A 23,449-nucleotide genomic window follows, 5' to 3' on the forward strand; every position below is an offset into this window, starting at 1 on the left:
AATACGGTGGCGTCTGGCACATGGTCGCCCGAAGGCTCCGGCCCAACAACAGGGCCGGATACTTCCCCTTACTGGAACAGGGACAGAATGTTCTGGGACTGACCGTTGGCGATGGAGAGGGACTTGATGCCCAGGGACTGCTTGGTCTGCAGGGATGTCAGCTTGGCAGACTCGGCAGACATGTCAGCATCCGTCAGAGCGCCGGAAGCAGCTGTCAGGGAGTCGGAAGACTTCTGACCATAGGAGCTCATGGAGTCGATGGTCTGCTGGTTGGAACCGAGATCAGACGTGACGTTCGTCATGGCAACGATGGCCTTCTGAACACGCCCGATCATGTCGGCAACAGCCTTCTTCGGATCGCTGGAGCTGTCAGCCAGGGAAGCACCCGTGGCGCTGGCGTTCAGGAAGACGTTGGAGGTCGGGTCAGAACCGGCCACACCATTCGTTGTCAGGCCCAGAACGTCGGTCAGGGTCGCACCCTTGGCACCTGTCGTGGCGGAAACGAGGGCGCCATAGCCGCTCAGTGTCTGTGTATCACCCTGGAGACCCGTAACGAAGGTCAGGCTGCTGGCCGTGATGCCCAGACCATCAGCTGTACCACCTGTCGTACCACCAGCCAGCAGGTTGATCCCCTTGGTCGTGGCGTTACGGGCGATGGTGTCAATGCTCTTCATGTAACCTGTCAGCTCCTTGTCGAGCTGGCCGAGGGAAGAAGAGTTGCCCAGGTTGTTACCGACAGTGGTCACAGCGTTCTGGACGTTCTGAAGGATGTTGATGATGCTGTTGGCAGCAGAGTTTGTGGAGCTGACAATCTGGGAAGCGTAGCTCAGGCCATCATTGACAGCGCTCTGGCCGGCAATGTCACCACCGATCTGGGAGGAAATGCCAAAAGCAGCCGGATTGTCGGAAGCATTGGCGACCTTCTTGCCGGTGGAGACGGCATTTTCCGTCTTGGCCAGATCGCCCTGTGTGGTGTTCAGTGTTTCCAGAGCAACCATGGAAGACTGGTTGGTATTGATGGAAAGACTCATGGTCTTCTCTCCTTGCACATCTGTATAGAAAACAACGAACTCATCGTTGACAGATGGATAGAAACACAGAACCCTTACATGTTTCTTACAGAGGACATTTCAAAATGACAGGCATGGAAAAATACCTGTCTTAACCATCGGCCTCATTCTGCCTCATATAAGGCCTTGGGCTACGCAGGCGGCCCGGAACCGGCATGACAATCTCATCGGAGAAATGCGGGGCAGAATCGCCCTCAGCCGGGGCAGGCCCAGCGGCGGCCCTGCTCTGTTCCAGCGCCTTCTTCTGCATTTCCAGCTGTTCTTCCAGCTGTTGCAGCATGGCCTGTGCCGACTCCACGGCCTGGTTCAACCCGGCCTCCTGCTTTTCCGACCGCTCCAGAACACCAGAAAGCGAATCGGCAGTCTCCTGCGTCATCTTCTGCTGGTCCATCAGGTCCTCTTCAGCATTGCGGGCACGCTCCAGCAGGACAGACAGGCGCCTGTCCCCCTGGGTGACCTCATGCCGGACCCGCTCGAACATATGGTTCATCTGTTCTGTCGAAGCATCAAGCGTGGCCACCATCTCATTCAGTGCCGTATAGGAATCCCGGATGACCCCAAGCCGCCGGACAATGAGACGGGAGCTGACAATCCCGGCTATCAGGACGACCATCAGAAGAATCTCGATGATGAGCTGGCTATTTTTCAGAAGCATGATGTCCCCTCTGCTCTGCTGACTGCTGATCCACCGAAGCAGAACCAAGAGACGCCAGCAGTTCCGGCGTCAGATCTTCCTCCAGCGGGATGAGGCGCTGGTCTATCCGAACAGCCTGCATCCGATGCAGCCGCCCCAGCGTGCCCTCAAAAATTGGCGTTCCGTCACATTCCATCCGCACACGATGCGGCGCTTCGCCCTTGCTGGGCAGATGGAGGACACTACCTTCCTTCAGCTCCAGAATCTGGGAAAGCGGGAAAGACGCCGTCTCAAACACGGTGGAAACGGTCACGCTCGTTTCCATGATTTCGGAAATGAGATGATTCTCCCATATGGAGTCATTGCCGAAATTGTCCCCCATGAACTGCTGGGAGAGTTTCTCTCTTACCGGTTCCAGCGTGGCATAGGGAATGACGATATCCATGTCCCCGCTCCTGTCGCCCATATCAATATGGAAGCGGGCCGCAATGGCCGCATTGGAGGGCCGGGCAATCACCGCCAGGCTGGAGCTGATCTCCAGCCGCTCGAAAGAGAGATCCACCTTGCCCACTGGCGCAAAAGCCTCGGAGAGATCCGCCAGCGTAATGACAATCAACTTCTCTATGAGGGCTCTCTCCAGAGCAGTGTGGGGCCGATTCTCTATGATCTTGGGTCCACCACCGCGCTCTCCGCCCATCAGGATGTCCACGATGGAATAAGACAGCGACGAATCCACAACAACCAGACCATAATTGCGCCACTGCTCTGCCCGGAAGACGGAAAACAGGGAGGAAGACGGCACTTCTCCCATATAGTCCCCAAAACGCAGGGACCGCATGTTCTCCATGGTGATGTCGACATTGTCGTTGGTAAAACCACGCAGGGTCGAAGAAAGGAAACGCACCAGCCGGTCAAACACGTTCTCCAGCATGGGCATACGCTCATAGGCCACAAAACCGGCCTTGATGATGCGCTCCATCCCGCTCTCTTCCCGCATGGCAGAACCGGAAAATGCATTGCCGAGCATGGCATCAATGGCAGACTGGTCCAGCGCATGGCCATCCGCCTCACCATCATCCCCCCCATGCGCAGCGACCCCGGAGGAGGATGTTCCTTCCTCTTCCGGGGCTTCAGTCCGTGCAGCATTGTCTTCTGTATCCGGGCCGGGCTGTTCCGCTCCCTGCCCTTCTGTCAGGTCAGGCTGGTCAGCCTGTGCCTGCTCCTCTTCATCCGCCATTGGGTCCAAATCCACCTTACTGGGTTAGAAGTTCCGTAATGTAAATGTTCGTGACATTCAGCGGGGCAAACGCCACACGCAGGCGCCTCAGCAGGGCCTCACGCAGGCGATAGAAGCCACTGCCATGCAGGTCCTGCGGGCGGCTTTCGTGCAGATAGGTCTGGAAAATGTCCTGCACCTCGGGAATACGCCCCTGAAGAGCTGCCAGTGTCTCAGCTCCCTCCACCTCGACACTGGCTGTCATCTTTACATAGACCGTCCGCCCGGCCCCGTTATCCAGATTGGCCGTGGCAGAGGGAACCGACAGAAGGAGGCGATGTGAGCCCGCCTCCCCGCCTTCCGCTGCGGCAACCTTGGGGGCAGGCTTCCCGCCACCGCCGAATGGTGGAAGATGGGCCTGCCAGGCACCCACGCCCCCACCTATCAGCAGCAGAGGCACGGCAGCCATGATGGCCATTTTCTTCCTGGACATGCCCTTCCTGCCATCAGCCGAAGCGGCTGTACCATCACCTCCGGCGTCTGGACTGGTCTCATCACTCATGACGCTGCGCTCCGTTATCAGTCCTGATGAACCGGCTGTCTGGCGGCTTTCTCCACAGTGCGACGGCTTTCCGCCTCGCCTGCCATGGCTGTCACACCCAGACCCGCCGATACGGGCATGCTGGCCTCACGGATGGCCTGCTGGACAGGGTTGCACTCATCCTCGGCACGGGCACCCAGCGGCAGGAAGGCTTCCTCATTCAGCCGATACCCCATGCCCCAGCTCGTGATGAAGGGCTTCTGGATACCTCTTGCCCGCAGCTTCTGACGGATGCGGCAGACCATGACATCGATGGTCTTGCTGATGGGCTTCTCCCGCCCGGCATACAGGGTGGACAGGATGGCGGCCTTGTTCAGCAGGCTACCCCGACGACGCACCATGAGGGACATGATGTCATATTCACCCTGTGTCAGCGGCAGGAGGTCATCATCCACCAGCACCTCACGGGTGTCTTCCTTCACCGTCAGACGGCCGACCGTGATGATCTGGCTGGTCACGCCATGATCCATGACACGCCGGACAATCGCCTTCAGCCGGGCCAGCAGTTCTACCGGCCCTACCGTGATGGGCACGCAGTCATCAGCACCAGCGGCAAGGGCCTCGGCCACGTTGTGGGCTGTCAGATTCCGGGCAATGACCAGAATCGGCAGGCTGAAGCGGTTGTTGCGAATCGTTCTGATCAGAAGCGGATCCGGGTTGGTCTGCTGGATGACGGCCACATCGGACTGATCATTGCGCAGGGCGCTCAGCACGCCTTCCCTGCCAGAAATGCGCAGAAAGATTCCTCCTTCAGAAACCGCTTCAGAAAGAGTGGAGCAAGGCCGTCCGTCCATATTCTTTGGACTATCACCAACGCAGATCAACCTCATGGAAGTTTTCCTTTTCTTCATCGTTTCGTACTCCTCATTATCAAGACATAATGCTAACGCGACATTAAAATATCCTTCCATCTTTTAAATGCAATCAAAATATTCCTTTAAATTCGTTAAAATGCTGCCACAAAGCCCATGAGATTATGGCAATTCCATGTCCTTTTACAAAGCACTAAAGGCCATTTTCTCCCCTTGACACCAGCGGTTCCGATTAATGAACTGGACATCTTCACAACCCTCATGAAAGTCCCCCAATGACCCACATCCACCTCATCAACGGGGCGAAACCTTTTGCCCACTCTGCCGGAAAACTGAACCAGACCCTCCAGAATCTTGCCGCAACCTGCCTTCAGGAACACGGTTTGTCCGTCAGCCAGACCGTCATTGATGAAGGCTATGATGTCGAAAGCGAGATCCGGGCGATCCAGAAAGCGGACATCGTCATCTACCAGTTTCCGGGATGGTGGATGGGCACGCCGTGGCCTCTGAAAAAATATATGGATGAGGTTTTCACACAGGCACATGGCCTTTTTTACAGCAATGATGGCCGCAGCCGACACGATCCCTCAAAGCGTTATGGCTCTGGTGGCCTGCTACAGGGCAAACGCTTCATGGTATCCACCACGTGGAATGCCCCACTTGAAGCCTTCGAAGACAGGGACCAGTTCTTCGGCGGCGGTGGTATTGATGCCGTGCTTTTCCCGTTCTATCGGGCCCATGCCTTTCTCGGCATGGACCGCCTGCCCACCTTTCTGGCAACGGATGTCATGAAGAACCCGGATGTCCCAGCCATGGAGGCTGCCTACCGGCGGCATATCGAGCAGGTCATCATCATGGCCTGACCGGCTCCACGGGTCAGGAACAACCGGCACAGAGAAAGACTGCACCATGCCACAGGACCGACTCGCCGCCCTCCAGGCGGCTGTCAGCCGCCACTGCCCGGAAAAAGTCACCCATACGGCTTTCGACTTCCTGACCCTCTATCGCACCGGGACCGTGACCGATCCCGTTCTGGTCGTTTACGAACCCCGCATCTACATCGTCGTGCAGGGGCAGAAAATCCTTCACCTCCATGACCAGCCCCTGCCCTATGGAGAAGGCGAGTATCTGATCTCCACACTGGACCTGCCCGTTTCCGGCCAGATCACCAGGGCCTCGGCGGAAAGACCCTATCTGGCCCTGTGCATCAGCTTCTCCTCCACGGAGATGAAGCAGCTCCTCCGGGAGAGCCAGTCCGCCCTCAGCCGTCAGACCCGGAAACTGGCCCTCCGAAAAGAGAACAGCTCTCCCATATCCGCCATGGGCGTAAGCCGGATCACCGACGACCTGCTGGATGCCCTGCTGCGCCTGGTAGGGCTGCTCGCCCGGAATAGCGATCAGAAATTTCTGGCGCAGCTCTACAAGAAGGAGCTCCTCTATCTCTTTCTTCATGGCCAACAAGGCCATGTCCTTCAGGAAACGGCGCACCTCCAGAGTGACCTCTCCCGCATCAACAGGGCCATCATCCATCTGCGCCACCATTTTCAGGAACGGTTCGAGATCGGCACGCTGGTGAAGATCGCCGGGATGGGCCAGTCCAGCTTCTACAAACGCTTCGGAGAGCTGACAGGCATGACGCCCGTCCAGTACCGCACGAAGCTGCGCCTGCAGGAAGCACGCCGCCTCATGGTGCATGAAGAGATGAGCGCTGCCAGCGCAGGCTTTCAGGTAGGATATGACAGTCCCTCCCAGTTCAGCCGTGAGTACAGGAAAACCTTCGCCCGCCCGCCCCAGGCCGACCTCCAGCACATCCGCCGCATGGGCGTGGATGCCTATACGGCCCAGCATGAAGATGTGTGGTTCTGAAGCAGACCTGCCATCCCTCCTGAAAGATTGAACAGAAGGTTAACGTTCCATAGGCTCGCAGCTGGCCCGTTCAATCGCCGCTCTTCAGGGAAGGATGATCCCATGCGCACCATTGGCTTTGCCTGCACCTCTGCCGAGGCCCCTCTCGCCCCCCTCCATTTTGACCGCCGCAATCCCCGCCCCAATGACGTGGTGATGGAGGTCCTCTATTGCGGGGTCTGTCACTCCGACCTGCACTGGGTGCGCAATGACTGGGGCCATACGCCCTATCCGGCCATTCCCGGCCACGAGATCATCGGCCGCGTGCTGGAGGTCGGCCCGGAGGTGACCCGCCACAAGGCCGGGGACATCGTTGCCGTCGGCTGCATGGTGGACAGCTGCATGACATGTGACCAGTGCCGCAAAGGTGAGGAACAGTATTGCCGGGAGGACAGGAAATATCCCATCGGCATGAATGGGGTCTATGGTGGCATTGATGCCGTGGACGGAACTCCCAACATGGGCGGCTATTCCAAGCACCTCGTCGCCCGGCAGGAATTCGTCCTGAAAGTGCCAGCAGGGCTGGATGCCTCCAGGGCGGCACCGCTGCTCTGTGCTGGCATCACCACATGGTCCCCCCTGCGGACATGGCGTACCGGGCCCGGATCACGGGTTGCCGTCATCGGCCTTGGCGGGCTGGGCCAGATGGCCGTGAAGCTGGCTTCCGCACTCGGGGCGGAAGTCACCGTCCTTTCACGCAGCGGGAAGAAAAAACAGGAAGCCCTCGCCCTGGGGGCAGACAGCTTCCTCGCCTCTGGCGATGAAAAGGCCATGCAGGAAGCGGCCAGCCGTTTTGACCTCATCATCGACACCATACCGGTGGAGCATGACATCAACCCCTACCTGTCCCTGCTGGATGTGGACGGCACGATCTCCCTTGTCGGGCAGGTCGGCCCCATACCGGCACTCTCAACCCTGCCGCTGGTCTATGGCCGCCGCAACATCACCAGCTCGCTCGCCGGAGGCATCCGTGAAACGCAGGAGCTTCTGGACTTCTGTGCCCGCAAAAACATCCTGCCCGACACGAAGACCATCGCCATGCAGGACATCAACGAGGCCTTCCGCCAGCTGGAACAGGGCGACACGCACTACCGCTTCGTGATCGACATGACCACACTGAAGACCGACTGACCGACCACCCCCGCCGGGACCGAACCCCGGCGGGGCCACCCCGTCACGCTCCGGCCAGCACCTCCCGCAGATACGGCCCTGTCCGGCTTTCAGGGTTCCTGACCACCTCCCCCGGCGGGCCGGAGGCAATGATCTTCCCGCCCTTCTCCCCACTACCGGGGCCAATGTCGATCACCCAGTCACTCGCCGCCGCCACACGCATGTTATGTTCGGTCACAACCACGCTGTGCCCCTGCTCCACCAATGTCTGGAGCTGGCCCAGCAGCCTGTCCGTATCAGAGGGATGCAGGCCGGTCGTGGGTTCATCCAGAACATACAGCATGGGGGCGGGCCGCCGCTTCTGCAGTTCCGTTGCCAGCTTGAGCCGCTGCGCCTCACCGCCGGACAGTTCCGGTGCAGGCTGGCCAAGACGGAGATAGCCAAGGCCGGACTGCTCCAGCGTTTCCAGCCCGCGGGCCAGTGCCCCTTCTCCAGCAAAGAAGGTACAGGCCTCCTCAACGGTCATGGCCAGAACGTCGGCAATGTTCTTCTCCCGCAGCGTGATGGCCAGCACCTCATCCCTGTAGCGTGCCCCGTGACAGACCGGACAGGGAGCCTCCACACCGGGCATGAAGAGAAGACCGACCGAGACCGTCCCCAGCCCCTCACAATGCGGGCACCGTCCCTTGGCCACATTGAAGCTGAAGCAGCTTTCATCCAGCTTCGCCCTGCGGGCGGCTTCCGTTGCGGCGAAGAGCCTGCGTATCTGGTCAAAAATGCCCGTATAGGTCGCCAGATTGGAGCGTGACGTCCGCCCGATGGGCTTCTGCGTGATGATGGCCAGACGCCGGACATGCTCCAGCCCTGCCACGATACGCCCTTCCGGCTGGGCCTCCACGGCCTCGTCCGCCAGAGGCGTGGTGTCGTCACCATCCTGCGGTTCGTCCGCTTCCTCGACCTTCTGGCCCAGCGCACGCCCCAGAAGGCTTACCAGAGCCTGACTGACCAGACTGGACTTGCCGGAACCGGAAACACCCGTCACGCTCACCAGAACACCCAGTGGCAGCTTCAGGGACAGGTCCTTCATGTTCCGCCATGTGATGCCCTCAAGCTGGAGCCACCGCTCCACCTGTCGGCCGGGACCACGCTCCAGAGGCGGCGGGGCAAAGAGATAAGGCCTTGTGCGGGAGGCCTCCACCTGCCGCAGGCCATCCGGCGGGCCACTGTAAAGAACCTGCCCGCCATGGCTGCCCGCACCGGGACCAATATCCACCAGCCAGTCCGCCCGCCGCATGACGACAGGATCATGCTCCACGACCAGCAGGGAGTTTCCGGCCCGGGGCAGACGGGCCAGCACGTTCAGCAGGGCCTCGATATCCGCCGGATGCAGTCCGGCGGCGGGTTCATCCAGCACGTAGGCCACGCCAAACAGGGCGGAATGGACCTGCGTCCCCAGCCGCAGACGCTGATATTCGCCGGGGGAAAGACTGTCCACGGTCCGGTCCGTCTGAAGATAGCCCAGCCCCAGCTCCAGCAGTATCTCCAGCCGCCGGAGCAGGGCCGTGCCGATTTCCTCAATCACACGCCCCTGCGCATCATCCCGCCGCTCTCCTGCCAGCTGGTCTTTCAGCACGGCATGAAGCCGTTCCAGCGGCAGGTGAGACAGGGCCGCAATATCCTGCCCCGCAAACGTCACGGCCAAGGCTTCAGGCTTCAGACGGGCACCGTGACAGACCGGGCAGCGTGTCGCCTGCATGAAGGTCGCCGCACGGGCACGCATCTTCGCACTCTTTGAGCCGTGAAAACTCTGCATCACATGGCGGCGTGCGCTGGCGAAGGTGCCCTGATAGGTCGCCGGCTCTCCCCGCTTCATGGCCGCCTGACTCTCGGCATAGTTCAGACCCCGGTAGATCGGTTCTGTCGGGGTTTCATCCGTGTACAGAATCCAGTCCCGTGTTTCCCTGGGCAGGTCCTGCCACGGCGTGTCCAGATCGACCCCACGCATCATGAGGATGTCCCGCAGGTTCTGCCCCTGCCACGCACCGGGCCATGCGGCCACGGCCTTTTCCCGCAGGGTCAGCGTCGGGTCGGGCACCATCTTTTCTTCCACGACGTCATAGAGCCATCCCGTGCCCTGACAGCGTGAACAGGCCCCCTGCGGCGTATTGGCGGAGAAATCGTCACTCTCCAGCATGGGCGCACCAGCCGGATACGTCCCTGCCCGGGAATAGAGCATACGCAGCAGATTGGAGAGGGTCGTCACGCTGCCCACGGATGACCGGCTGCTCGTGCCCGCCTGCTGCTGAAGGGCGATGACGGGCGGCAGCCCTTCGATGCTGCGGATTTTCGGTGGAGGCAGCTGATGGAACAGCCGCCGTGCATAGGGAGCGACCGTCTCCAGATACCGCCGCTGCGCCTCGGCATAGAGCGTCCCGAACGCCAGGGACGACTTGCCCGACCCGGACACACCGGTAAACACCACCAGACAGCCCCGTGGAACCTCCAGCGAGACATCCTTCAGGTTATGCTCCTGTGCGCCTTCCACACGAATCATGCCGTGCGGCTCCGATCCATGACTTTGCAGGGAACTGACATGATGATCTGATGATGATGTTCCGGCCATGACAGCCTCCCGACCGTTCGTTAGCAGAGTGGCAAGATTAGCATATCTTACACCGGCCTCATGCCTGCAAAATGACGCCCAGCTTCGTGCCTGGACATCTTTTTTCTCCTACCTTCGGCACAAAAAGGTAAAGTTTACACTGTTAAGGAATACCTCACCGAATGACTGACGATTACGAATGGGCTGGTCCGAATGCCAACATAGCCAAGGTGCTTGATAAATACTGTTACGGAGCCAGCAGACCTCCCTTCGCACTTATGCTGGATGGCGCATGGGGCTGTGGCAAAACGTGGTTCATAAAACGCTTTTTTGAAGAAAAGAAAAAAAACCGCATATCAGACAAAGAACTGGGCATGATCTATGTATCCCTTTACGGGATTCAGGACGCCGAAGAAATTACCAAAGCCATCTATGCGGCCATGCATCCCATACTGGGAGGCAAGATAGGAGAGCTTGGAAAAGTCGTTTTCAAAGGACTTCTGAAAAGCACACTGAAGATTGACCTTCATCATCTGGAAAACGGAAAGGCTGACCTGTCAGCTGTTCTGGGGATTCCGGACAATACAGGAAACAAAGACAGGATATTCAGAAACCGCATTCTCGTCTTCGATGACGTGGAACGTGCAAAAATGCCCGTATCCGACATATTGGCCCTCGTACAGCCTTTGGTGGAATCCCACGAAGACCGTGTCATTCTTGTTGCCAATGAGAAAGACATTGCTGCTGATAGTGAGGTAGAGAGAGACCGATATGACCGTGTAAAAGAGAAAACTATCTATCTTTCTTTACACCTGACGCCTGACATAGAAAGAACATTCAAAAAATTCATTACAGAAAATAAAAAAAGTATACTTATTTCATTCATTGAAAAAAATAAGGAATACATTTACGATTTAATTATCAAATCTTCCTGCAACAATTTAAGAGTTATTGATTTTTTTAAAACATTTGGAGAAGACCTCTTAGAATACACATATAAAGAAATTGATAATATAGTATGCGCTAGAAATATACTAAATGTTCTATCTATTCTTTACGGTGTTATTATAGAAAATTCCATAAATAAAAATACATTTGATGATCTTCATCATATAATGTTGTTCGATTTTAATGAAAAATTTGCAAAAGATATATTTTCTGACGAATATTATGAAAATATCAAAGAAAAACACTCAAAAATAAGAGAAAAACCTTATTTTCCTATGATGAAAGATCAACAAAATACAGTTCGCATTATGTATCAATTCATAAAAAATGGCATATTAAATCCTGATGAACGCTCATATCTCTCAAATATCATATCAAATGAAATTTACATTCCAGCCTATAAGAAAATACATTCTTATCAGCAATACGATAAAAATGAGTACAACAAATTATTAAAGGAATTTTTAGAAGAATTTCATGAATTAAATGTACAAGATGACTACGAATTAATTAAAATGTGTGATATTTACCTTATGTTGGCACGCCTTAACATTTCACCATTCAATGAAGAACCAATCAGTACACTAGAAACATATATAAAGAGACACTTCAAAAAACGCCTCTTTAATCAAGAAAAAGATATAGAAGCCTATGTTGACAGAATTTTTCTTAACGAACACAGCCACAGTCTAATGTATATCGAAAGAGGTAGTGAATCTTTTAAGGAGATACTACTTTTCTTCTCAAAAGAAAAGAATCATTTCATCAAAATTAATGTAGAAAATTATGTAAAATATAAAATTAAAAAAGAAAAAGCGTTAGAACTTCTTGGTATGATAAAATATAATAACTACAACTACCTTACAGAAAATCCCTTTCTTAATAAAATAGACCCATCATATTTCTTAGAAATTCTTAATGACCTTATTGGTTATAGTAGAGACATGGCATTTTCAACACTAAACCACCGTTTCAAACAGTCCCAGAATACGTCAAACCCTCTTCATCCCGAAAAAGAATGGTTTGAACAACTACATCAAAAACTAATAGAACTGATAAACCACAAACATACACACCCGCTACACCGAGAAACACTGAAACGTGATGCGCTAACCCTCTATGACCGGATAAAAACAACCTAAAAAAGGTAAATATCCTCATCCATGACAGTATGAGGCCAGTTAACCAAATTTTTCAGGAAAAAACCACCTGGTGGAGGGGGTTGGATTCGAACCAACGTAGGCGTACGCCAGCGGATTTACAGTCCGCCCCCTTTAGCCACTCGGGCACCCCTCCGAACTCAGGATGTGCGTGTGATAATATGCATTTACTGCTATGTCAATGCGAGCCAGAAAGATTATACAAAGACTTATGGCTAGAAAATCATCCTCCCGCCGTGTGGCCCTGCCCGAGGCGCAGAATCTCTCCCGCAACCGCTCCCGCCGCAGCACGACCCGGCACGGTGCCCCCGCCACGGGCAAGGGCTACTGGATCTACGGCCAGCACGCCGTGGAGGCCGCCCTGCTCAACCCTGCACGGGTCATCTACAGCCTTCTGGCGACAAAGGAAGCCGCCGACTCCCTGCCCGAGACGGCCCATCAGCCCCGCATCGTCAGCCGGGAAGAGCTGGATGCCCTCTGCGGGAAAGACGCCGTACATCAGGGCGTCTGCCTGAATGTCGAACCACTGGAAAATCCCGCCCTCGTGGATGTCATCGACCGCCCCGGCCCCATTCTGGTGCTGGACCAGGTCACGGACCCCCGCAACATCGGGGCCATCCTGCGCTCGGCCGCCGCCTTCGGGGCCGCTGCCCTTCTGGTGCAGGACCGCCATACACCTGATGAAACCGGCACCATGGCCAAGGCGGCCTCCGGCGGGCTGGATGTCGTGCCCATCATCCGGGAGACCAACATTTCCCGTGCCCTACAGGGCCTTCAAAAAGCCGGGTTCTGGGTCGTGGGGCTGGATGCAGGCGGCACAAGGCTGGACCGCAACCAGCTCGGCGACCGCCGTGTGGCTCTGGTTCTGGGGGCCGAAGGGGCCGGCCTGCGCCGCCTGACACGGGAAACCTGCGATGAAATCGCCTCCATCCACATGTCCGGCCCGATGGAGAGCCTGAACGTCTCCAACGCCTCCGCCGTTGCCCTGTACGAGCTGACCCGCCCGCTGGACTGATCCCAGACACAAAAACGGGGTGGGACCGGATAACCCGGTCACCCCCCCGCTCTCAAGCGATACTATCGGCCATCACTTAGCGAACGGATAGTCCGTATAGCCCTTGGCTCCAATCGGGCCATACCATGTCGCCATGTCATCATCCTGAAGCGGCAGATCGTCCTTCAGGCGGCGCACGAGGTCCGGGTTGGCAATATAGGCACGACCAAAGCTTATGGCGTCAGCCCTGCCATCCGCCACGGCCTTCAGGGCCTCATCCCGTGTATATTCCTGATTCAGCACCAGTGGACGGGTAAAGACCTTGCGGATTTCCGGTGACAATTTCGGCTGTTCCGTAGCCCCAGCAAATGTGAAGGTGCTGGACGGGTTGGACTCACGGAGTTCCAACCACGCCACGCCCAGATCATTCAGCATCTTTGCCGCCGGGATGAAGACGGCCTCCGGGTTGCTATCAATCGTGCCCTGCACTTCCCCATTCGGAGAAAGACGGACGCCGACATGTTCGGCCCCAACTTCCTTGATGACAGCTTCCGTCACCTCACGCAGCAGGCGCAGACGATTCTCAACAGACCCGCCGTAAGCGTCCGTCCGGTGATTAGTGCTGTCCCGCAGGAACTCATCCAGCAGATAGCCATTGGCAGAATGAATCTGCACACCATCAAAACCGGCCTTCATCGCATTGCGGGCCGCATGGGCATAGCTTTCCACAATCCCCGGAATCTCATCCAGACGCAGCGCACGGGCTTCCTCATAAGGGGCCTTGCCCTCATAAGTATGAATATGCCCCGGTGCCGTTGAGGGAGACGGTGCCACTGGCTGCTCGCCTGTAACGGAGGAATGAACCATCCGCCCCATGTGCCAGAGCTGGCAGACAATCTTGCCGCCCTTTTCATGCACGGCATCGGTAACGGCCTTCCAGCCCTTCACCTGCTCCTCATTCCAGATACCCGTGGCATAGGCCCAGCCAAGCCCCTGACGGGAAATGCCCACCGCCTCGGAGATGATCAGACCGGCACTGGCCCGCTGAGCGTAGTACTCTGCCATGATGGGTGTCGGTACGGCATCTTTGCCTGCCCGTGCCCGTGTGAGCGGTGCCATGACGACACGGTTGGCCGCCTTGATGGACCCGAAGGAGATGGGATCGAAAAGTGTTGGCATGGTGTTTTCTCCTGAAAAACATGACCAGACGGGAGACAGGGACACATGGTGTCACCGCCCGTTCTTCTCAAACGCTAACACTTCCTTTTTGTTCTATCAACATAGAACAATGAAACCTTGACAAACAGCCCCCCGACTCCCGATACACGATCTCATGGCTGCGCTGTATCATCACCCCGCCCCGGAAGACATCACCCTCCTGCCCCTTCTGCGGGCCGTGGCGGACCCTGTCCGCCTGGGCATCATCTGCCACCTGCACGGCCTGAAGGAAGCCAACTGCACGACCCTTCTGCGTGGCAGGCCAAAATCAAGCATGTCGCACCATTTTCAGGTCCTGCGGGAGGCCGGCATCCTGCACACCCGTGTGGAAGGGGTCCAGCACCGCAACACGCTTCGTCTTGACGTGCTGGAGGACCGCTTCCCCGGCCTGATGGTCTCCATCCTGCGGGAATGTCCGGCAGAGTTTCCAGAGAAAGACTGACCCTCCAACGAGGGCCGTCCCCATCAATGAGCGGCAGGCCCCGTCAGGTCCAATTCCGCCACAAGGCGGGCCTGCTCCGGCTGCCAGAGCAGGATGCGGGCATCGCCCTGCCCTGTCTTGAGCGTGACGGCCAGAAGGCCATCAGGGCGGGCCGTGACGGCCATGACCTGCTCATCCGCCTGCCTGGGCAGTTTCAGCAGGGCTGGCCCTGCCAGAGAAGCAGGCCCTGCCGCTGCCCGTGAAAGCTCGGAAGCCGCCGGAGCGGGTGAAGCCGAAGAGTGGTTCATCATCCGATGAATGATGATTCCCACCAGCAGGACCGTCCCCAGAATGATCATCACCCCCATGATGATGACAGCCGCCACCAGAGCCCTGGGCGTGCGTGGCGGGTTCGACTCGCTGTTTTGTCCCGGCTCGACTAGATTGGGGGCCATGTCCGACTCACTCATCTCCGATTCTCTCCCTGCGGATGCGCCCGCTCTCTTCTCATTCACCATCACGCCCGAGCAGACAGGGCAGCGGGCCGACCGTATGCTGGCAGACGCCATCGGTACCCTCTCCCGCTCCCGTGTCAAAGCCCTGATTGAGACGGGCCACCTTACCTGCAACGGCACCCCCCGGCGAGACCCCGCCTTCGCCCTGCGGGAGGGAATGACGCTGGAGCTGCGCCTGCCCCCGCCAGAACCGGCCCGCCCGCAGGCCGAAAGCATCCCGCTGGACATTCTGTTTGAGGACAGGGACCTCATCGTGCTGGACAAACCAGCCGGGCTGGTCGTCCACCCCGCCCCCGGCAATGAAACAGGTACACTCGTCAATGCCCTTCTTGGCCATTGCGGGCCGGACTTTGAAGGGATTGGCGGGGAAAAACGCCCCGGCATCGTCCATCGGCTGGACAAGGACACATCCGGCGTGATGGTCGTTGCAAAAACCCCCCTCGCCCATGAAGCCCTGTCCGAAGCCTTTGCGACCCGTACGATGGAACGGGCCTATCTCGCCCTGGCGTGGGGTCTCCTTCCGCCTTCAGGCGAGTTTGAAGGGGCGATCGGACGGGATAAGCGGGACCGCAAGCGCATGGCCGTCGTCCCTAATGGCGGCAAACACGCCTTGACACGCTTCACGACGAAAGAAACTTTTCATGCGGGGGTATCGCTCGTGGAGTGCCGGCTGGCCACGGGACGGACGCATCAGATCCGTGTCCACCTGTCCCATAATGGCCACCCCCTGCTGGGCGACCCGGTCTATCTGCGTCGTGTCCCGGCAGCGGCCCGCAAACTGCCCGTGAACGTGCGCCATCAGGCTCTCGACTTCCCCCGTCAGGCCCTTCATGCCGCCACTCTGGGTTTTACCCACCCACGAACAAAGGAAGAACTGCTTTTTTCCGCCCCTCTCCCTGATGATCTCCAGACCCTGATTGAAGCTCTCTCGGAAGGGTGAAGCACCTGACTTTTTATTAAGTTTGACTCTCGGCAGGAATCAATTAAAGAATAATAGGACGAAAAAAGTCCTATAAAGAATGGACATGTCTCTATTGCCTTATTTGCGATGGAGATACGGCCTGACCGGCGTTAAGATGCAGGCGCTGGTCTCATCGTTCCTGTAAGGGATAGGCTGGTATGATCTGCCCGCCTCTTCCCCAGTCGGGTGCAAGGAGTCGAAGTCGCATGAAGTCTCCCTCAACTCTTCCCGCCATCGGCCCGGAGACCAACCTTTCCCGTTATCTTCAGGAAATCCGGCGGTTCCCCCTTCTCACCTCCGAGCAGGAACTCGCTCTTGCCCGCCGCTGGCGTGACAAACACGACAGCACGGCGGCTCATGAACTGGTAACATCCCACCTGCGCCTTGTTGCCAAGATTGCCATGAGTTACCGGGGCTATGGCCTGCCTGTCAGCGAACTGATCAGCGAGGGCAATATCGGCATGATGCAGGCTGTCCGCCGTTTTGACCCGGAGCGAGGCTTCCGGCTGGCGACCTATGCCATGTGGTGGATCAGGGCAGCCATTCAGGAGTACATCCTGCACAGCTGGTCTCTGGTGAAAATGGGCACGACCGCTGCCCAGAAGAAGCTCTTCTTCAACCTCCGTCGCCTGAAAGGGCAGATGCAGGCTTATGAGGAAGGCGACCTGCAGCCAGAGCAGATTGATCATATTGCCAAAACACTGGGCGTGCCGGAGCAGGATGTCATCTCCATGAACCGCCGCCTTACGGCACCTGACCACAGCCTGAACGCCCCGCTCCGTGCAGATGGCGAGCAGGAATGGCAGGACTGGCTTGTGGACCAGAACGAGAATCAGGAAGATACACTGGCCGAAAGCGAGGACATGAGCGGGCGCAAGGCTCTGCTTGCCGAAGCCATGCAGACGCTCAATGACCGTGAGCGCCACATTCTGACAGAACGCCGCCTGAAGGAAGACCCCTCCACGCTGGAAGAACTCTCCCATCATTACGGTGTCTCCCGTGAGCGCATCCGTCAGATTGAAGCCCGTGCCATGGAAAAATTGCAGAAAGCCATGGCCTCCGCCGTCAAGGAACGCCGCAGGGAACAGGGCTTCTCCGAAGAAGAGGTGGCCGAAAAAGTCAAAGCCTGATCCCCACCTCCTCCTTCAGAACTGCACTGAACAGAACGCAGCGGGGCCATACCCTGGCTGCGTTTTTTCATGCAACAGGAAGAAACAGTAGACACAAAAAAGGCGGCGTCCCGAAGGACACCGCCTCTTCCGTAAAACCAGCGAAACCGATCTTACTTGGCGCGCAGCACCTCAACACCCGGAAGGGTCTTACCCTCCAGCCATTCGAGGAAGGCACCGCCAGCCGTGGAGACATAGCTCATACGGTCAGCCACGCCAGCGTGACGCAGGGCAGAAACGGTGTCACCACCGCCAGCCACTGTCAGCAGCTTGCCTTCTTCGGTCAGCTTGGCAGCGGCACGGGCCACTTCCACGGTTGCCTTGTCGAAAGGCTCGATCTCGAAAGCACCCAGCGGACCGTTCCAGACAAGAGTCTTCAGGTCAGCAAGATGTTTGGAGATCAGCTCAGCTGTCTTCGGGCCAGCATCAAGGATCATGGTGTCTTCCGGCACCTTGTCCACCGGCACAACCTCGGAGGCGGCACCTGCCTTGAACTCACGGGCCACGACGGCATCCACCGGCAGGACCAGCTTGCAGCCTTTTTCCTTGGCGCGGGCGGCAATCTTGCGAGCCGTCTCATGCATGTCGGATTCCTGGAGGGACTTGCCAACCTTCACGCCTTCAGCAGCGAGGAAGGTGTTGGCCATGGCCCCACCAATGAACAGAACATCCACCTTGTCCAGCACGTTGCCAATCAGGTCCAGCTTCGTGGAAATCTTGGACCCGCCAATCACGGCGCCGACAGGGCGCTTCGGGCTTTCCAGCGCAGCGGAAAGAGCCTTCAGCTCAGCTTCCATCAGGCGACCAGCATAGGCCGGCAGCAGATGGGCCACGCCCTCTGTGGAAGCATGGGCACGGTGGGCAGCAGAGAAAGCATCATCCACATAGATGTCCCCGTTGGCAGCCAGTGCCTTGGAGAATTCGGGATCGTTCTTCTCTTCCTCAGCGTGGAAACGTGTATTCTCCAGCAGGAGAACCCCGCCATCCTTCAGCGCATCCACAGCCTCTTTGGCCTTGGGGCCCACGCAGTCCGCAGCGAAGGCGACCGGGCGGCCAAGCAGCTCACCCAGACGTTTGCCAACCGGTGCCAGCGACATCTCGGGAACGACCTTGCCCTTGGGCCGGTCGAAGTGGCTGAGAAGGATGACCTTGGCCCCCTTCTCAGTCAGCTCACGGATGGTCGGCAGCACACGCTCGATACGGGTCGTATCGGTAATGGCACCCTCATGCATGGGGACATTCAGGTCAGCGCGGAGAAGTACGCGTTTGCCACGTACCTCCGCCTTATCAAGCGTGCGAAAAGCCATGATCAGAGTTTCCCGAACAGAGATGCCGTGTCGGACATACGGTTGGAGAAGCCCCACTCATTGTCGTACCAGGCACAGATACGGACCAGCTCACCACCATCAACCAGCGCTGTCTGCGTGGCATCAAAGGTGGAGGAGAACGGAACGTGGTTGAAGTCGTGGCTCACCAGCGGCTCCGTGTTGTAGCCGAGGATGCCCTTCAGGCGGCCTTCGGAAGCCTCACGGATGGCCTCGTTGACCTCCTCGACGGAGGACGGCTTGCGCTTCGGCACGAAGTCCAGGGAGACGAGGGAGACGTTCGGCGTCGGCACGCGGATGGCCGTGCCGTCCAGCTTGCCCTTGAGCTGCGGCAGAACCAGACCAACGGCACGGGCAGCACCCGTGGATGTCGGAATGATGTTGACAGCAGCGGCACGGGCACGACGGGGATCCTTGTGCAGCGTGTCGATGGTGCGCTGGTCACCTGTGTAGGAGTGGACGGTCACCATGTAACCACGCTCGATGCCGAACTTTTCATCCAGCACGGAAGCAACCGGGGAGAGACAGTTCGTCGTGCAGGAAGCGTTGGAGACGATCTGCATGCCCGGCTTCAGGGCGTCGTTGTTCACGCCGTACACGATCGTGGCGTCAGCATCCTTGCCCGGAGCAGAAACCAGCACATGCTTGGCACCGGCCTTCAGCAGGGCAGAAGCCTTGTCACGGGCCGTGAAGAGGCCTGTGCATTCCATGGCCACATCAACACCCTGGAGCGGAATCTCTTCCGGGTTGCGCTGGGCTGTCACCTTGATCGGACCGATGGTGCGGCCCTGGTGGGTCTTGATGAGCAGATCACCATTGACGACCTCGACCTCAGCCGGCAGACGACCATGAACGGTATCGTACTTCAGAAGGTGAGCGTTGGCCTCCACGGAACCGAGATCGTTGATCAGAACCGGCTCGACGTCAGTGCGCCCGCTTTCGATGATGCCACGAAGAACCAGACGCCCGATACGTCCGAACCCGTTGATTGCAATTTTAACGGCCATTGGTCGCTTCCTCCGTAATTGGTAGCTAAAGGACTCCTTATCCATAGCACCACTGCCAGAGAGCAACAGAGGGAAAATGAAGTTTTTGAAGCAGCCCTGCTTCCCTCTTGCGTCATGCCCGGCTTCCTGTAACCTGTTGCTTTATGATGGCTCTCTCTGTCCCCCGCTCTCTTCTGCGATTCCGCTCCACTGCCCTGCTTCTGCTGACGGCGTCCCTCTGCGGCTGCAATCCCATCGATCAACGCACGTTCGATGCGCAGGCTGGCAGGCCTCCCAAAACGGCCACCCCGGCCCTGCCTGCTCCCGCCCCGGAAAAACCGGCCTTTCTCCAGATTGCTGGCGGCACGCCAGAACGGGATTACGGGCCAGCGGTGGAGAAAGCCACCAAACTTGCACTGGGCCGCAAGAGCAACATCCTGTTCATCATCCAGGGCATGGCTCCCATGCAGCAGACGCCTGAGGCCGAGAGGCAGTCCCTCCAGCAGCTGACAGAGACGCTCGTCAACCCGGTCGCCAGCCATGTTCTGGCAGCCGGTGCCCGCCCCATCCAGCTGGAGATGAAAGTCGGCTCCAGCCCGACCGTCCAGAACAACATGGTCCGTATTTATGTCCGATAGGCACCCCCGTCTCACATGTGCCGTCCTTCTCAAGCAGGCAGACCATACCCTGCCGGGGTGGCTGGCATGGCACCTGGCCCTCGGGATTGAGCATATCGCCATCATTGATGCTGGCGCTTTTGATAATGTGCGGCAGATTGTCCAGAGTCTCCAGCAGGACTGGCCCCTCTCATGGCACCCGGTGGAGCTCCGGGAAGAGCTGAGCCCGGAAGGACGGCGCCTTGAGCTGACCCGGCAGGCCATCACCCACCTCCGGCAGATCACCCAGAACATGCCTCGGGACGTCCAGGAGGAAGCGGAGGGCGACACCATTCCCGTGGAGGACTGGATCATCATTCTGGATGCGGATGAATATCTGTCTCCTACCCGCGAACTGGCACGCCTGTTCCCCCCATCCACGGATGAAATCGCTGCCATGGCCATACATTGGCGGATTTATGGCAGCGCCGGGCATGTTCAGCCTCCTCCGGGGCATGTGGTGGCCAACCATCTCTGGCACGCCATGCCCTCTTTTGCCGATCACCGGTTCGTCCGGCTCATGGCCCGGCTGGACCAGCTGCCCACCCCAGCCAGACTGACCGATGCGCATATGCTGGGCCTGCTGCCAGAGCAGATCATCCGGGCGGATGGAGAGCCCTACCAGCCCGACAGGGAAACCCTTCCAGAAAAACCCTGGGCCGGTGGCTGCATCCAGCATTACATCTGCGCACTGGCCCATGGTGAAGACGAACTGCCTCCACCCATGCGGGCCCACTACAACCGCAACGAGCAGGTCACCCCTCCACAGGAACGTGACCTCCGGGCCATGCGCGTGCTCTCCAACCGGATGCGGGAAAGCGCACTGAAGGCGGGGCTCTCCCGTTTGCAGAAGCTCGTGGAGCCGCAGCTTGAAGAAGCACGTCTGCACTATCAGGAAGATGCCACAGCACTGGGCATCCGGGACCTTGTGCAGCACGGAACCTTCCAGTACGAGCGGATACGCCCCTCCACCCAGAGTGGCCTGCTGCTGAACAACCAGTTTTCAGCCCGCTATGAAGCCGGACAGACCGTCCTTCTCCGCTTCCCTGAGGGCAGACTCCTGACGGGGGACCAGTCGAACCACCACGAACCACTCATCGGGTTCTGGCTGAAGAGCACTCCGCATCTTCTCACTCTCCATGAGCAGGACAGGTCATCCTTCACACTTGGAGATGCACCCTGCCCGTTTGGCATGGCCAGCCTGCGCATCACCTTCAACACACAGAGGCAGGCCATCCATCTGCCACACGAAACAGGCCATGCCAACATGCCGCTGGAGCTGGTACCGACCAGCACAGCGCCTGCCTGCCTCTTCACACCGCTACCCCCCGTTGATGAGCCGGAGGGCCTGAGCGTGCACGGGCTGCTCACATGGCTTGCCGGGCACCCCGGCCTTCCACCACATGACCTGGCACGGGCACTGCTTCTGCTATCTCCGGATTCTGCTCAACATTTGCACAATCTGGCTCCCATGCTGGGGGAATTTCTTCCATTACGGCCCCGGCCTGAATTCCTGCCCTGAGGCCCCACAGGAAAGGGGGGCTCAGCCCCCCTGAAAAAGATGGTGCAGGCCCCACAGGCTGGCTGCAACCAGCCCCCCGCCGAGACACAGCCCTGCCAGAAACAGAAAAAGTGGTGATGGGGAACTGGTCTCCCCGGGACGCTCTGCCAGGGCAGCAAGACTGGCCCGCAAGGCTGCCAGCTCTTCCTGATGTGCCCGCTCTTCATCCTGATGCTGCCGCACCACGCTGCTCTGCTGCCTTATGAAGGTCGCCGCCTCCACAGTCGTCCGGAAAAAACAGTCGACCATATGCGGCAGAATGGCAGAAGGCAGCCCATCATCTGCTGCGGCGTCATAGACCAGAACACGATAGGCCGGACAGTGCAGCAGCGCCTTCATGAACATGGCGGACTCCGTCTCCACCGCCTGTGCACCGGCAATGACCAGAAAAACGATATCCTCTTCCACCCCATGCAGAGACTGGCCTGCTGCCCCATCACCCTGCACGGCACGGAATGTCACGTTCCGTTCTGTCCAGAAACCACCAAGGGCCTGCTCCATGCTCTTCAGCCGGTCCACCCCGACACCAATACCCAGCAGCAGCATCCGCGCCCCTTCACGGGTTGGAAAGCTGCGCCGCTGGGGCGGCGTCCCTCGCAGAAACTGCAACAGCTCTTCCCGCTGCCTGTCGGCCTTCTCTTCTGCATCCCGCCCGACGGCCAGAACCTCAAAACGGGGCATGACCTGTCCCTGATGCAGATGCGCCCTCAACAGGCCGCAGACACGCACACGTTCTCCCGCATGAAGCCCGTCTCCCTCCAGCAGGGAAGGGGAGATGTCCAGCAGAATGGCCGTGCCCGTCTTTTCATCCAGCAGGGGCGTACTTTCCCGACGGCGCCAATGGTCCGGCCGCACCTCCCCAATCACCCCTCTGACAGTAACGGGCATCTGCCAGTCTTCAAAACGGGCGCATATCTCCGAAAGGCGGCGTCGGAACAGGAGCTGTACCTGCTCGGGCGCCATGACAGGAAAACCCTTTTCCGGCCTCACCGAAGGAGCCACAGAGGACCGCCGTGAAAACACCTCCATAACTGCACCTCCTTCTCAAAAATAAAGGCCCCGAAACTGGAGCCTTCTCTATCATCTCATGAACGGAACGGCGAAGAGCCTTCCCTGCATGCCTGAAAAACCATGGTCAGGCTGTCGGAGCGAACAGCCCTTCATAAAGCTCGGGCCGGAATCCCACCGTAACGGTCTTTCCGCTCTCAAGCACGGGGCGACGCACCAGGGTTGGATGCTCCAGCATCAGCGCCACGGCACGGGCTTGTGTCAGGTCCTGCTTCTGTGCCTCATCAAGACGGCGAAATGTCAGGCTGGACCGATTGAGCAGCTTCTCCCACCCTACAGCTTCAACCCAACCTTCCAGCAGGGCAGCTGTCAGCCCGTCCTTGCGAACATCATGATAGCGGACGGGAATCCCCCGGTCCTCGAGCCACTTCATGGCCTTCTTCACCGTAGAACAGGTCTTGATCCCGTACAGGACAACCGTATCAACCATAATGACCGTGCCTCTCCAGCAAGGAAACAGAAGACATCATATTATCAGGAAAAAACAGGAGACAGATAAGAGGCTTCATCAAAAACT

General features: G+C 58.0%; 22 protein-coding genes and 1 tRNA gene. 10 read left to right on the forward strand and 13 right to left on the reverse strand.

What is annotated here, in order from left to right:
* Positions 1-68: 68 nt before the first annotated feature.
* The 5 genes from CPA54_RS06045 to CPA54_RS06065 all read right to left on the reverse strand — a co-directional run bounded on the left by CPA54_RS06045 (position 69) and on the right by CPA54_RS06065 (position 4,315).
* Positions 69-1,031, reverse strand: coding sequence for a flagellin (locus CPA54_RS06045; protein WP_249085835.1), 963 nt, complete (start codon positions 1,029-1,031; stop codon positions 69-71).
* A gap of 130 nt (positions 1,032-1,161) precedes the next feature.
* The gene (locus tag CPA54_RS06050; protein WP_043558125.1) at positions 1,162-1,725 is read right to left on the reverse strand and encodes a hypothetical protein; all 564 of its coding nucleotides are present in this window, start codon (positions 1,723-1,725) and stop codon (positions 1,162-1,164) included.
* Entirely contained in the window at positions 1,709-2,941 is a 1,233-nt protein-coding gene (fliM, locus tag CPA54_RS06055) for a flagellar motor switch protein FliM (protein WP_052348898.1), read from the reverse strand. The genes CPA54_RS06050 and fliM overlap by 17 nt, the downstream gene beginning before the upstream one ends.
* A gap of 16 nt (positions 2,942-2,957) precedes the next feature.
* Positions 2,958-3,482: a flagellar basal body-associated FliL family protein gene (locus CPA54_RS06060; protein ID WP_081562799.1), complete on the reverse strand. Its 525-nt coding sequence runs from the start codon at positions 3,480-3,482 to the stop codon at positions 2,958-2,960.
* Positions 3,483-3,499: 17 nt separating this feature from the next.
* On the reverse strand, positions 3,500-4,315 hold the full coding sequence (locus tag CPA54_RS06065; protein WP_052348896.1) for a response regulator transcription factor: 816 nt from the start codon (positions 4,313-4,315) through the stop codon (positions 3,500-3,502).
* A gap of 293 nt (positions 4,316-4,608) precedes the next feature.
* Here CPA54_RS06065 and CPA54_RS06070 point away from each other — a divergent pair, with 293 nt between their 5' ends.
* The 3 genes from CPA54_RS06070 to CPA54_RS06080 all read left to right on the forward strand — a co-directional run bounded on the left by CPA54_RS06070 (position 4,609) and on the right by CPA54_RS06080 (position 7,369).
* The gene (locus CPA54_RS06070) at positions 4,609-5,196 is read left to right on the forward strand and encodes an NAD(P)H-dependent oxidoreductase (RefSeq protein WP_043558122.1); all 588 of its coding nucleotides are present in this window, start codon (positions 4,609-4,611) and stop codon (positions 5,194-5,196) included.
* Between the two features lie 46 nt (positions 5,197-5,242).
* Complete coding sequence (locus CPA54_RS06075) at positions 5,243-6,199, forward strand: AraC family transcriptional regulator (protein WP_249085837.1); 957 nt, start codon at positions 5,243-5,245, stop codon at positions 6,197-6,199.
* A gap of 102 nt (positions 6,200-6,301) precedes the next feature.
* Positions 6,302-7,369 carry an NAD(P)-dependent alcohol dehydrogenase gene (locus CPA54_RS06080; protein ID WP_249085839.1) on the forward strand — a complete coding sequence of 356 codons (1,068 nt, stop codon included), beginning with the start codon at positions 6,302-6,304 and terminating at the stop codon, positions 7,367-7,369.
* Between the two features lie 43 nt (positions 7,370-7,412).
* Here the strand turns inward: CPA54_RS06080 and CPA54_RS06085 are convergent, their stop codons facing one another.
* Positions 7,413-9,971: an excinuclease ABC subunit A gene (locus CPA54_RS06085; RefSeq protein WP_408902146.1), complete on the reverse strand. Its 2,559-nt coding sequence runs from the start codon at positions 9,969-9,971 to the stop codon at positions 7,413-7,415.
* A gap of 161 nt (positions 9,972-10,132) precedes the next feature.
* Here CPA54_RS06085 and CPA54_RS06090 point away from each other — a divergent pair, with 161 nt between their 5' ends.
* The gene (locus CPA54_RS06090; protein WP_249085841.1) at positions 10,133-12,040 is read left to right on the forward strand and encodes a P-loop NTPase fold protein; all 1,908 of its coding nucleotides are present in this window, start codon (positions 10,133-10,135) and stop codon (positions 12,038-12,040) included.
* 68 nt (positions 12,041-12,108) lie between these two features.
* Here CPA54_RS06090 and CPA54_RS06095 read toward each other — a convergent pair.
* A tRNA-Tyr gene (locus CPA54_RS06095) sits at positions 12,109-12,194 on the reverse strand.
* Positions 12,195-12,269: 75 nt separating this feature from the next.
* Here CPA54_RS06095 and rlmB point away from each other — a divergent pair.
* Complete coding sequence (rlmB, locus tag CPA54_RS06100; protein WP_249085843.1) at positions 12,270-13,073, forward strand: 23S rRNA (guanosine(2251)-2'-O)-methyltransferase RlmB; 804 nt, start codon at positions 12,270-12,272, stop codon at positions 13,071-13,073.
* Positions 13,074-13,145: 72 nt separating this feature from the next.
* Here rlmB and CPA54_RS06105 read toward each other — a convergent pair whose 3' ends face one another.
* On the reverse strand, positions 13,146-14,231 hold the full coding sequence (locus CPA54_RS06105) for an alkene reductase (protein ID WP_249085845.1): 1,086 nt from the start codon (positions 14,229-14,231) through the stop codon (positions 13,146-13,148).
* Between the two features lie 154 nt (positions 14,232-14,385).
* Here CPA54_RS06105 and CPA54_RS06110 point away from each other — a divergent pair, with 154 nt between their 5' ends.
* Complete coding sequence (locus CPA54_RS06110) at positions 14,386-14,712, forward strand: helix-turn-helix transcriptional regulator (RefSeq protein WP_249085847.1); 327 nt, start codon at positions 14,386-14,388, stop codon at positions 14,710-14,712.
* Positions 14,713-14,735: 23 nt separating this feature from the next.
* Here the strand turns inward: CPA54_RS06110 and CPA54_RS06115 are convergent, their stop codons facing one another.
* Positions 14,736-15,161: a DUF6476 family protein gene (locus CPA54_RS06115; RefSeq protein WP_232086369.1), complete on the reverse strand. Its 426-nt coding sequence runs from the start codon at positions 15,159-15,161 to the stop codon at positions 14,736-14,738.
* On the opposite strand from CPA54_RS06115, the gene CPA54_RS06120 reads away from it, so the two are divergent.
* Entirely contained in the window at positions 15,145-16,146 is a 1,002-nt protein-coding gene (locus CPA54_RS06120) for an RluA family pseudouridine synthase (protein WP_081562808.1), read from the forward strand. The two genes, CPA54_RS06115 and CPA54_RS06120, sit on opposite strands and share 17 nt — an antisense overlap.
* A 227-nt stretch (positions 16,147-16,373) precedes the next feature.
* Positions 16,374-17,297 (forward strand): RNA polymerase sigma factor RpoH, encoded by a 924-nt coding sequence (gene rpoH / locus CPA54_RS06125; RefSeq protein WP_043558106.1) that lies wholly within the window; start codon positions 16,374-16,376, stop codon positions 17,295-17,297.
* Between the two features lie 152 nt (positions 17,298-17,449).
* Here the strand turns inward: rpoH and CPA54_RS06130 are convergent, their stop codons facing one another.
* Together CPA54_RS06130 and gap are read right to left on the reverse strand one after the other, a co-directional pair.
* Positions 17,450-18,643, reverse strand: coding sequence for a phosphoglycerate kinase (locus CPA54_RS06130; protein WP_043558103.1), 1,194 nt, complete (start codon positions 18,641-18,643; stop codon positions 17,450-17,452).
* Positions 18,644-18,645: 2 nt separating this feature from the next.
* Positions 18,646-19,668 carry a type I glyceraldehyde-3-phosphate dehydrogenase gene (gene gap, locus CPA54_RS06135; protein ID WP_103765262.1) on the reverse strand — a complete coding sequence of 341 codons (1,023 nt, stop codon included), beginning with the start codon at positions 19,666-19,668 and terminating at the stop codon, positions 18,646-18,648.
* 143 nt (positions 19,669-19,811) lie between these two features.
* On the opposite strand from gap, the gene CPA54_RS06140 reads away from it, so the two are divergent.
* Together CPA54_RS06140 and CPA54_RS06145 are read left to right on the forward strand one after the other, a co-directional pair.
* Complete coding sequence (locus tag CPA54_RS06140; RefSeq protein WP_249085849.1) at positions 19,812-20,285, forward strand: hypothetical protein; 474 nt, start codon at positions 19,812-19,814, stop codon at positions 20,283-20,285.
* A complete protein-coding gene (locus CPA54_RS06145) occupies positions 20,275-21,825 on the forward strand; it encodes a glycosyltransferase family 2 protein (RefSeq protein WP_043558094.1) in 1,551 nt (516 codons plus the stop codon). The genes CPA54_RS06140 and CPA54_RS06145 overlap by 11 nt, the downstream gene beginning before the upstream one ends.
* A 21-nt stretch (positions 21,826-21,846) precedes the next feature.
* Here CPA54_RS06145 and CPA54_RS06150 read toward each other — a convergent pair whose 3' ends face one another.
* Positions 21,847-22,827, reverse strand: coding sequence for a hypothetical protein (locus CPA54_RS06150; RefSeq protein WP_143539921.1), 981 nt, complete (start codon positions 22,825-22,827; stop codon positions 21,847-21,849).
* 172 nt (positions 22,828-22,999) lie between these two features.
* Positions 23,000-23,362, reverse strand: a complete 363-nt coding sequence (locus CPA54_RS06155; protein ID WP_043558089.1) for an arsenate reductase — start codon at positions 23,360-23,362, stop codon at positions 23,000-23,002.
* Between the last annotated feature and the right edge of the window lie 87 nt (positions 23,363-23,449).

It is taken from the genome of Parasaccharibacter sp. TMW2.1890 (assembly GCF_023337645.1).
In the GTDB taxonomy this organism is placed as follows: domain Bacteria; phylum Pseudomonadota; class Alphaproteobacteria; order Acetobacterales; family Acetobacteraceae; genus Bombella; species Bombella apis.

What these genes read in the sequence shown, in the direction of transcription:
- CPA54_RS06045 (WP_249085835.1), bottom strand. Translation starts at nt 1,031, where the DNA reads ATGAGTCTTTCCATCAATACCAACCAGTCTTCCATGGTTGCTCTGGAA.
- CPA54_RS06050 (WP_043558125.1), bottom strand. Translation starts at nt 1,725, where the DNA reads ATGCTTCTGAAAAATAGCCAGCTCATCATCGAGATTCTTCTGATGGTC.
- fliM (WP_052348898.1), bottom strand. Translation starts at nt 2,941, where the DNA reads ATGGCGGATGAAGAGGAGCAGGCACAGGCTGACCAGCCTGACCTGACA.
- CPA54_RS06060 (WP_081562799.1), bottom strand. Translation starts at nt 3,482, where the DNA reads ATGAGTGATGAGACCAGTCCAGACGCCGGAGGTGATGGTACAGCCGCT.
- CPA54_RS06065 (WP_052348896.1), bottom strand. Translation starts at nt 4,315, where the DNA reads ATGGACGGACGGCCTTGCTCCACTCTTTCTGAAGCGGTTTCTGAAGGA.
- CPA54_RS06070 (WP_043558122.1), top strand. Translation starts at nt 4,609, where the DNA reads ATGACCCACATCCACCTCATCAACGGGGCGAAACCTTTTGCCCACTCT.
- CPA54_RS06075 (WP_249085837.1), top strand. Translation starts at nt 5,243, where the DNA reads ATGCCACAGGACCGACTCGCCGCCCTCCAGGCGGCTGTCAGCCGCCAC.
- CPA54_RS06080 (WP_249085839.1), top strand. Translation starts at nt 6,302, where the DNA reads ATGCGCACCATTGGCTTTGCCTGCACCTCTGCCGAGGCCCCTCTCGCC.
- CPA54_RS06085 (WP_408902146.1), bottom strand. Translation starts at nt 9,971, where the DNA reads ATGGCCGGAACATCATCATCAGATCATCATGTCAGTTCCCTGCAAAGT.
- CPA54_RS06090 (WP_249085841.1), top strand. Translation starts at nt 10,133, where the DNA reads ATGACTGACGATTACGAATGGGCTGGTCCGAATGCCAACATAGCCAAG.
- rlmB (WP_249085843.1), top strand. Translation starts at nt 12,270, where the DNA reads ATGGCTAGAAAATCATCCTCCCGCCGTGTGGCCCTGCCCGAGGCGCAG.
- CPA54_RS06105 (WP_249085845.1), bottom strand. Translation starts at nt 14,231, where the DNA reads ATGCCAACACTTTTCGATCCCATCTCCTTCGGGTCCATCAAGGCGGCC.
- CPA54_RS06110 (WP_249085847.1), top strand. Translation starts at nt 14,386, where the DNA reads ATGGCTGCGCTGTATCATCACCCCGCCCCGGAAGACATCACCCTCCTG.
- CPA54_RS06120 (WP_081562808.1), top strand. Translation starts at nt 15,145, where the DNA reads ATGTCCGACTCACTCATCTCCGATTCTCTCCCTGCGGATGCGCCCGCT.
- CPA54_RS06115 (WP_232086369.1), bottom strand. Translation starts at nt 15,161, where the DNA reads ATGAGTGAGTCGGACATGGCCCCCAATCTAGTCGAGCCGGGACAAAAC.
- rpoH (WP_043558106.1), top strand. Translation starts at nt 16,374, where the DNA reads ATGAAGTCTCCCTCAACTCTTCCCGCCATCGGCCCGGAGACCAACCTT.
- CPA54_RS06130 (WP_043558103.1), bottom strand. Translation starts at nt 18,643, where the DNA reads ATGGCTTTTCGCACGCTTGATAAGGCGGAGGTACGTGGCAAACGCGTA.
- gap (WP_103765262.1), bottom strand. Translation starts at nt 19,668, where the DNA reads ATGGCCGTTAAAATTGCAATCAACGGGTTCGGACGTATCGGGCGTCTG.
- CPA54_RS06140 (WP_249085849.1), top strand. Translation starts at nt 19,812, where the DNA reads ATGATGGCTCTCTCTGTCCCCCGCTCTCTTCTGCGATTCCGCTCCACT.
- CPA54_RS06145 (WP_043558094.1), top strand. Translation starts at nt 20,275, where the DNA reads ATGTCCGATAGGCACCCCCGTCTCACATGTGCCGTCCTTCTCAAGCAG.
- CPA54_RS06150 (WP_143539921.1), bottom strand. Translation starts at nt 22,827, where the DNA reads ATGGCGCCCGAGCAGGTACAGCTCCTGTTCCGACGCCGCCTTTCGGAG.
- CPA54_RS06155 (WP_043558089.1), bottom strand. Translation starts at nt 23,362, where the DNA reads ATGGTTGATACGGTTGTCCTGTACGGGATCAAGACCTGTTCTACGGTG.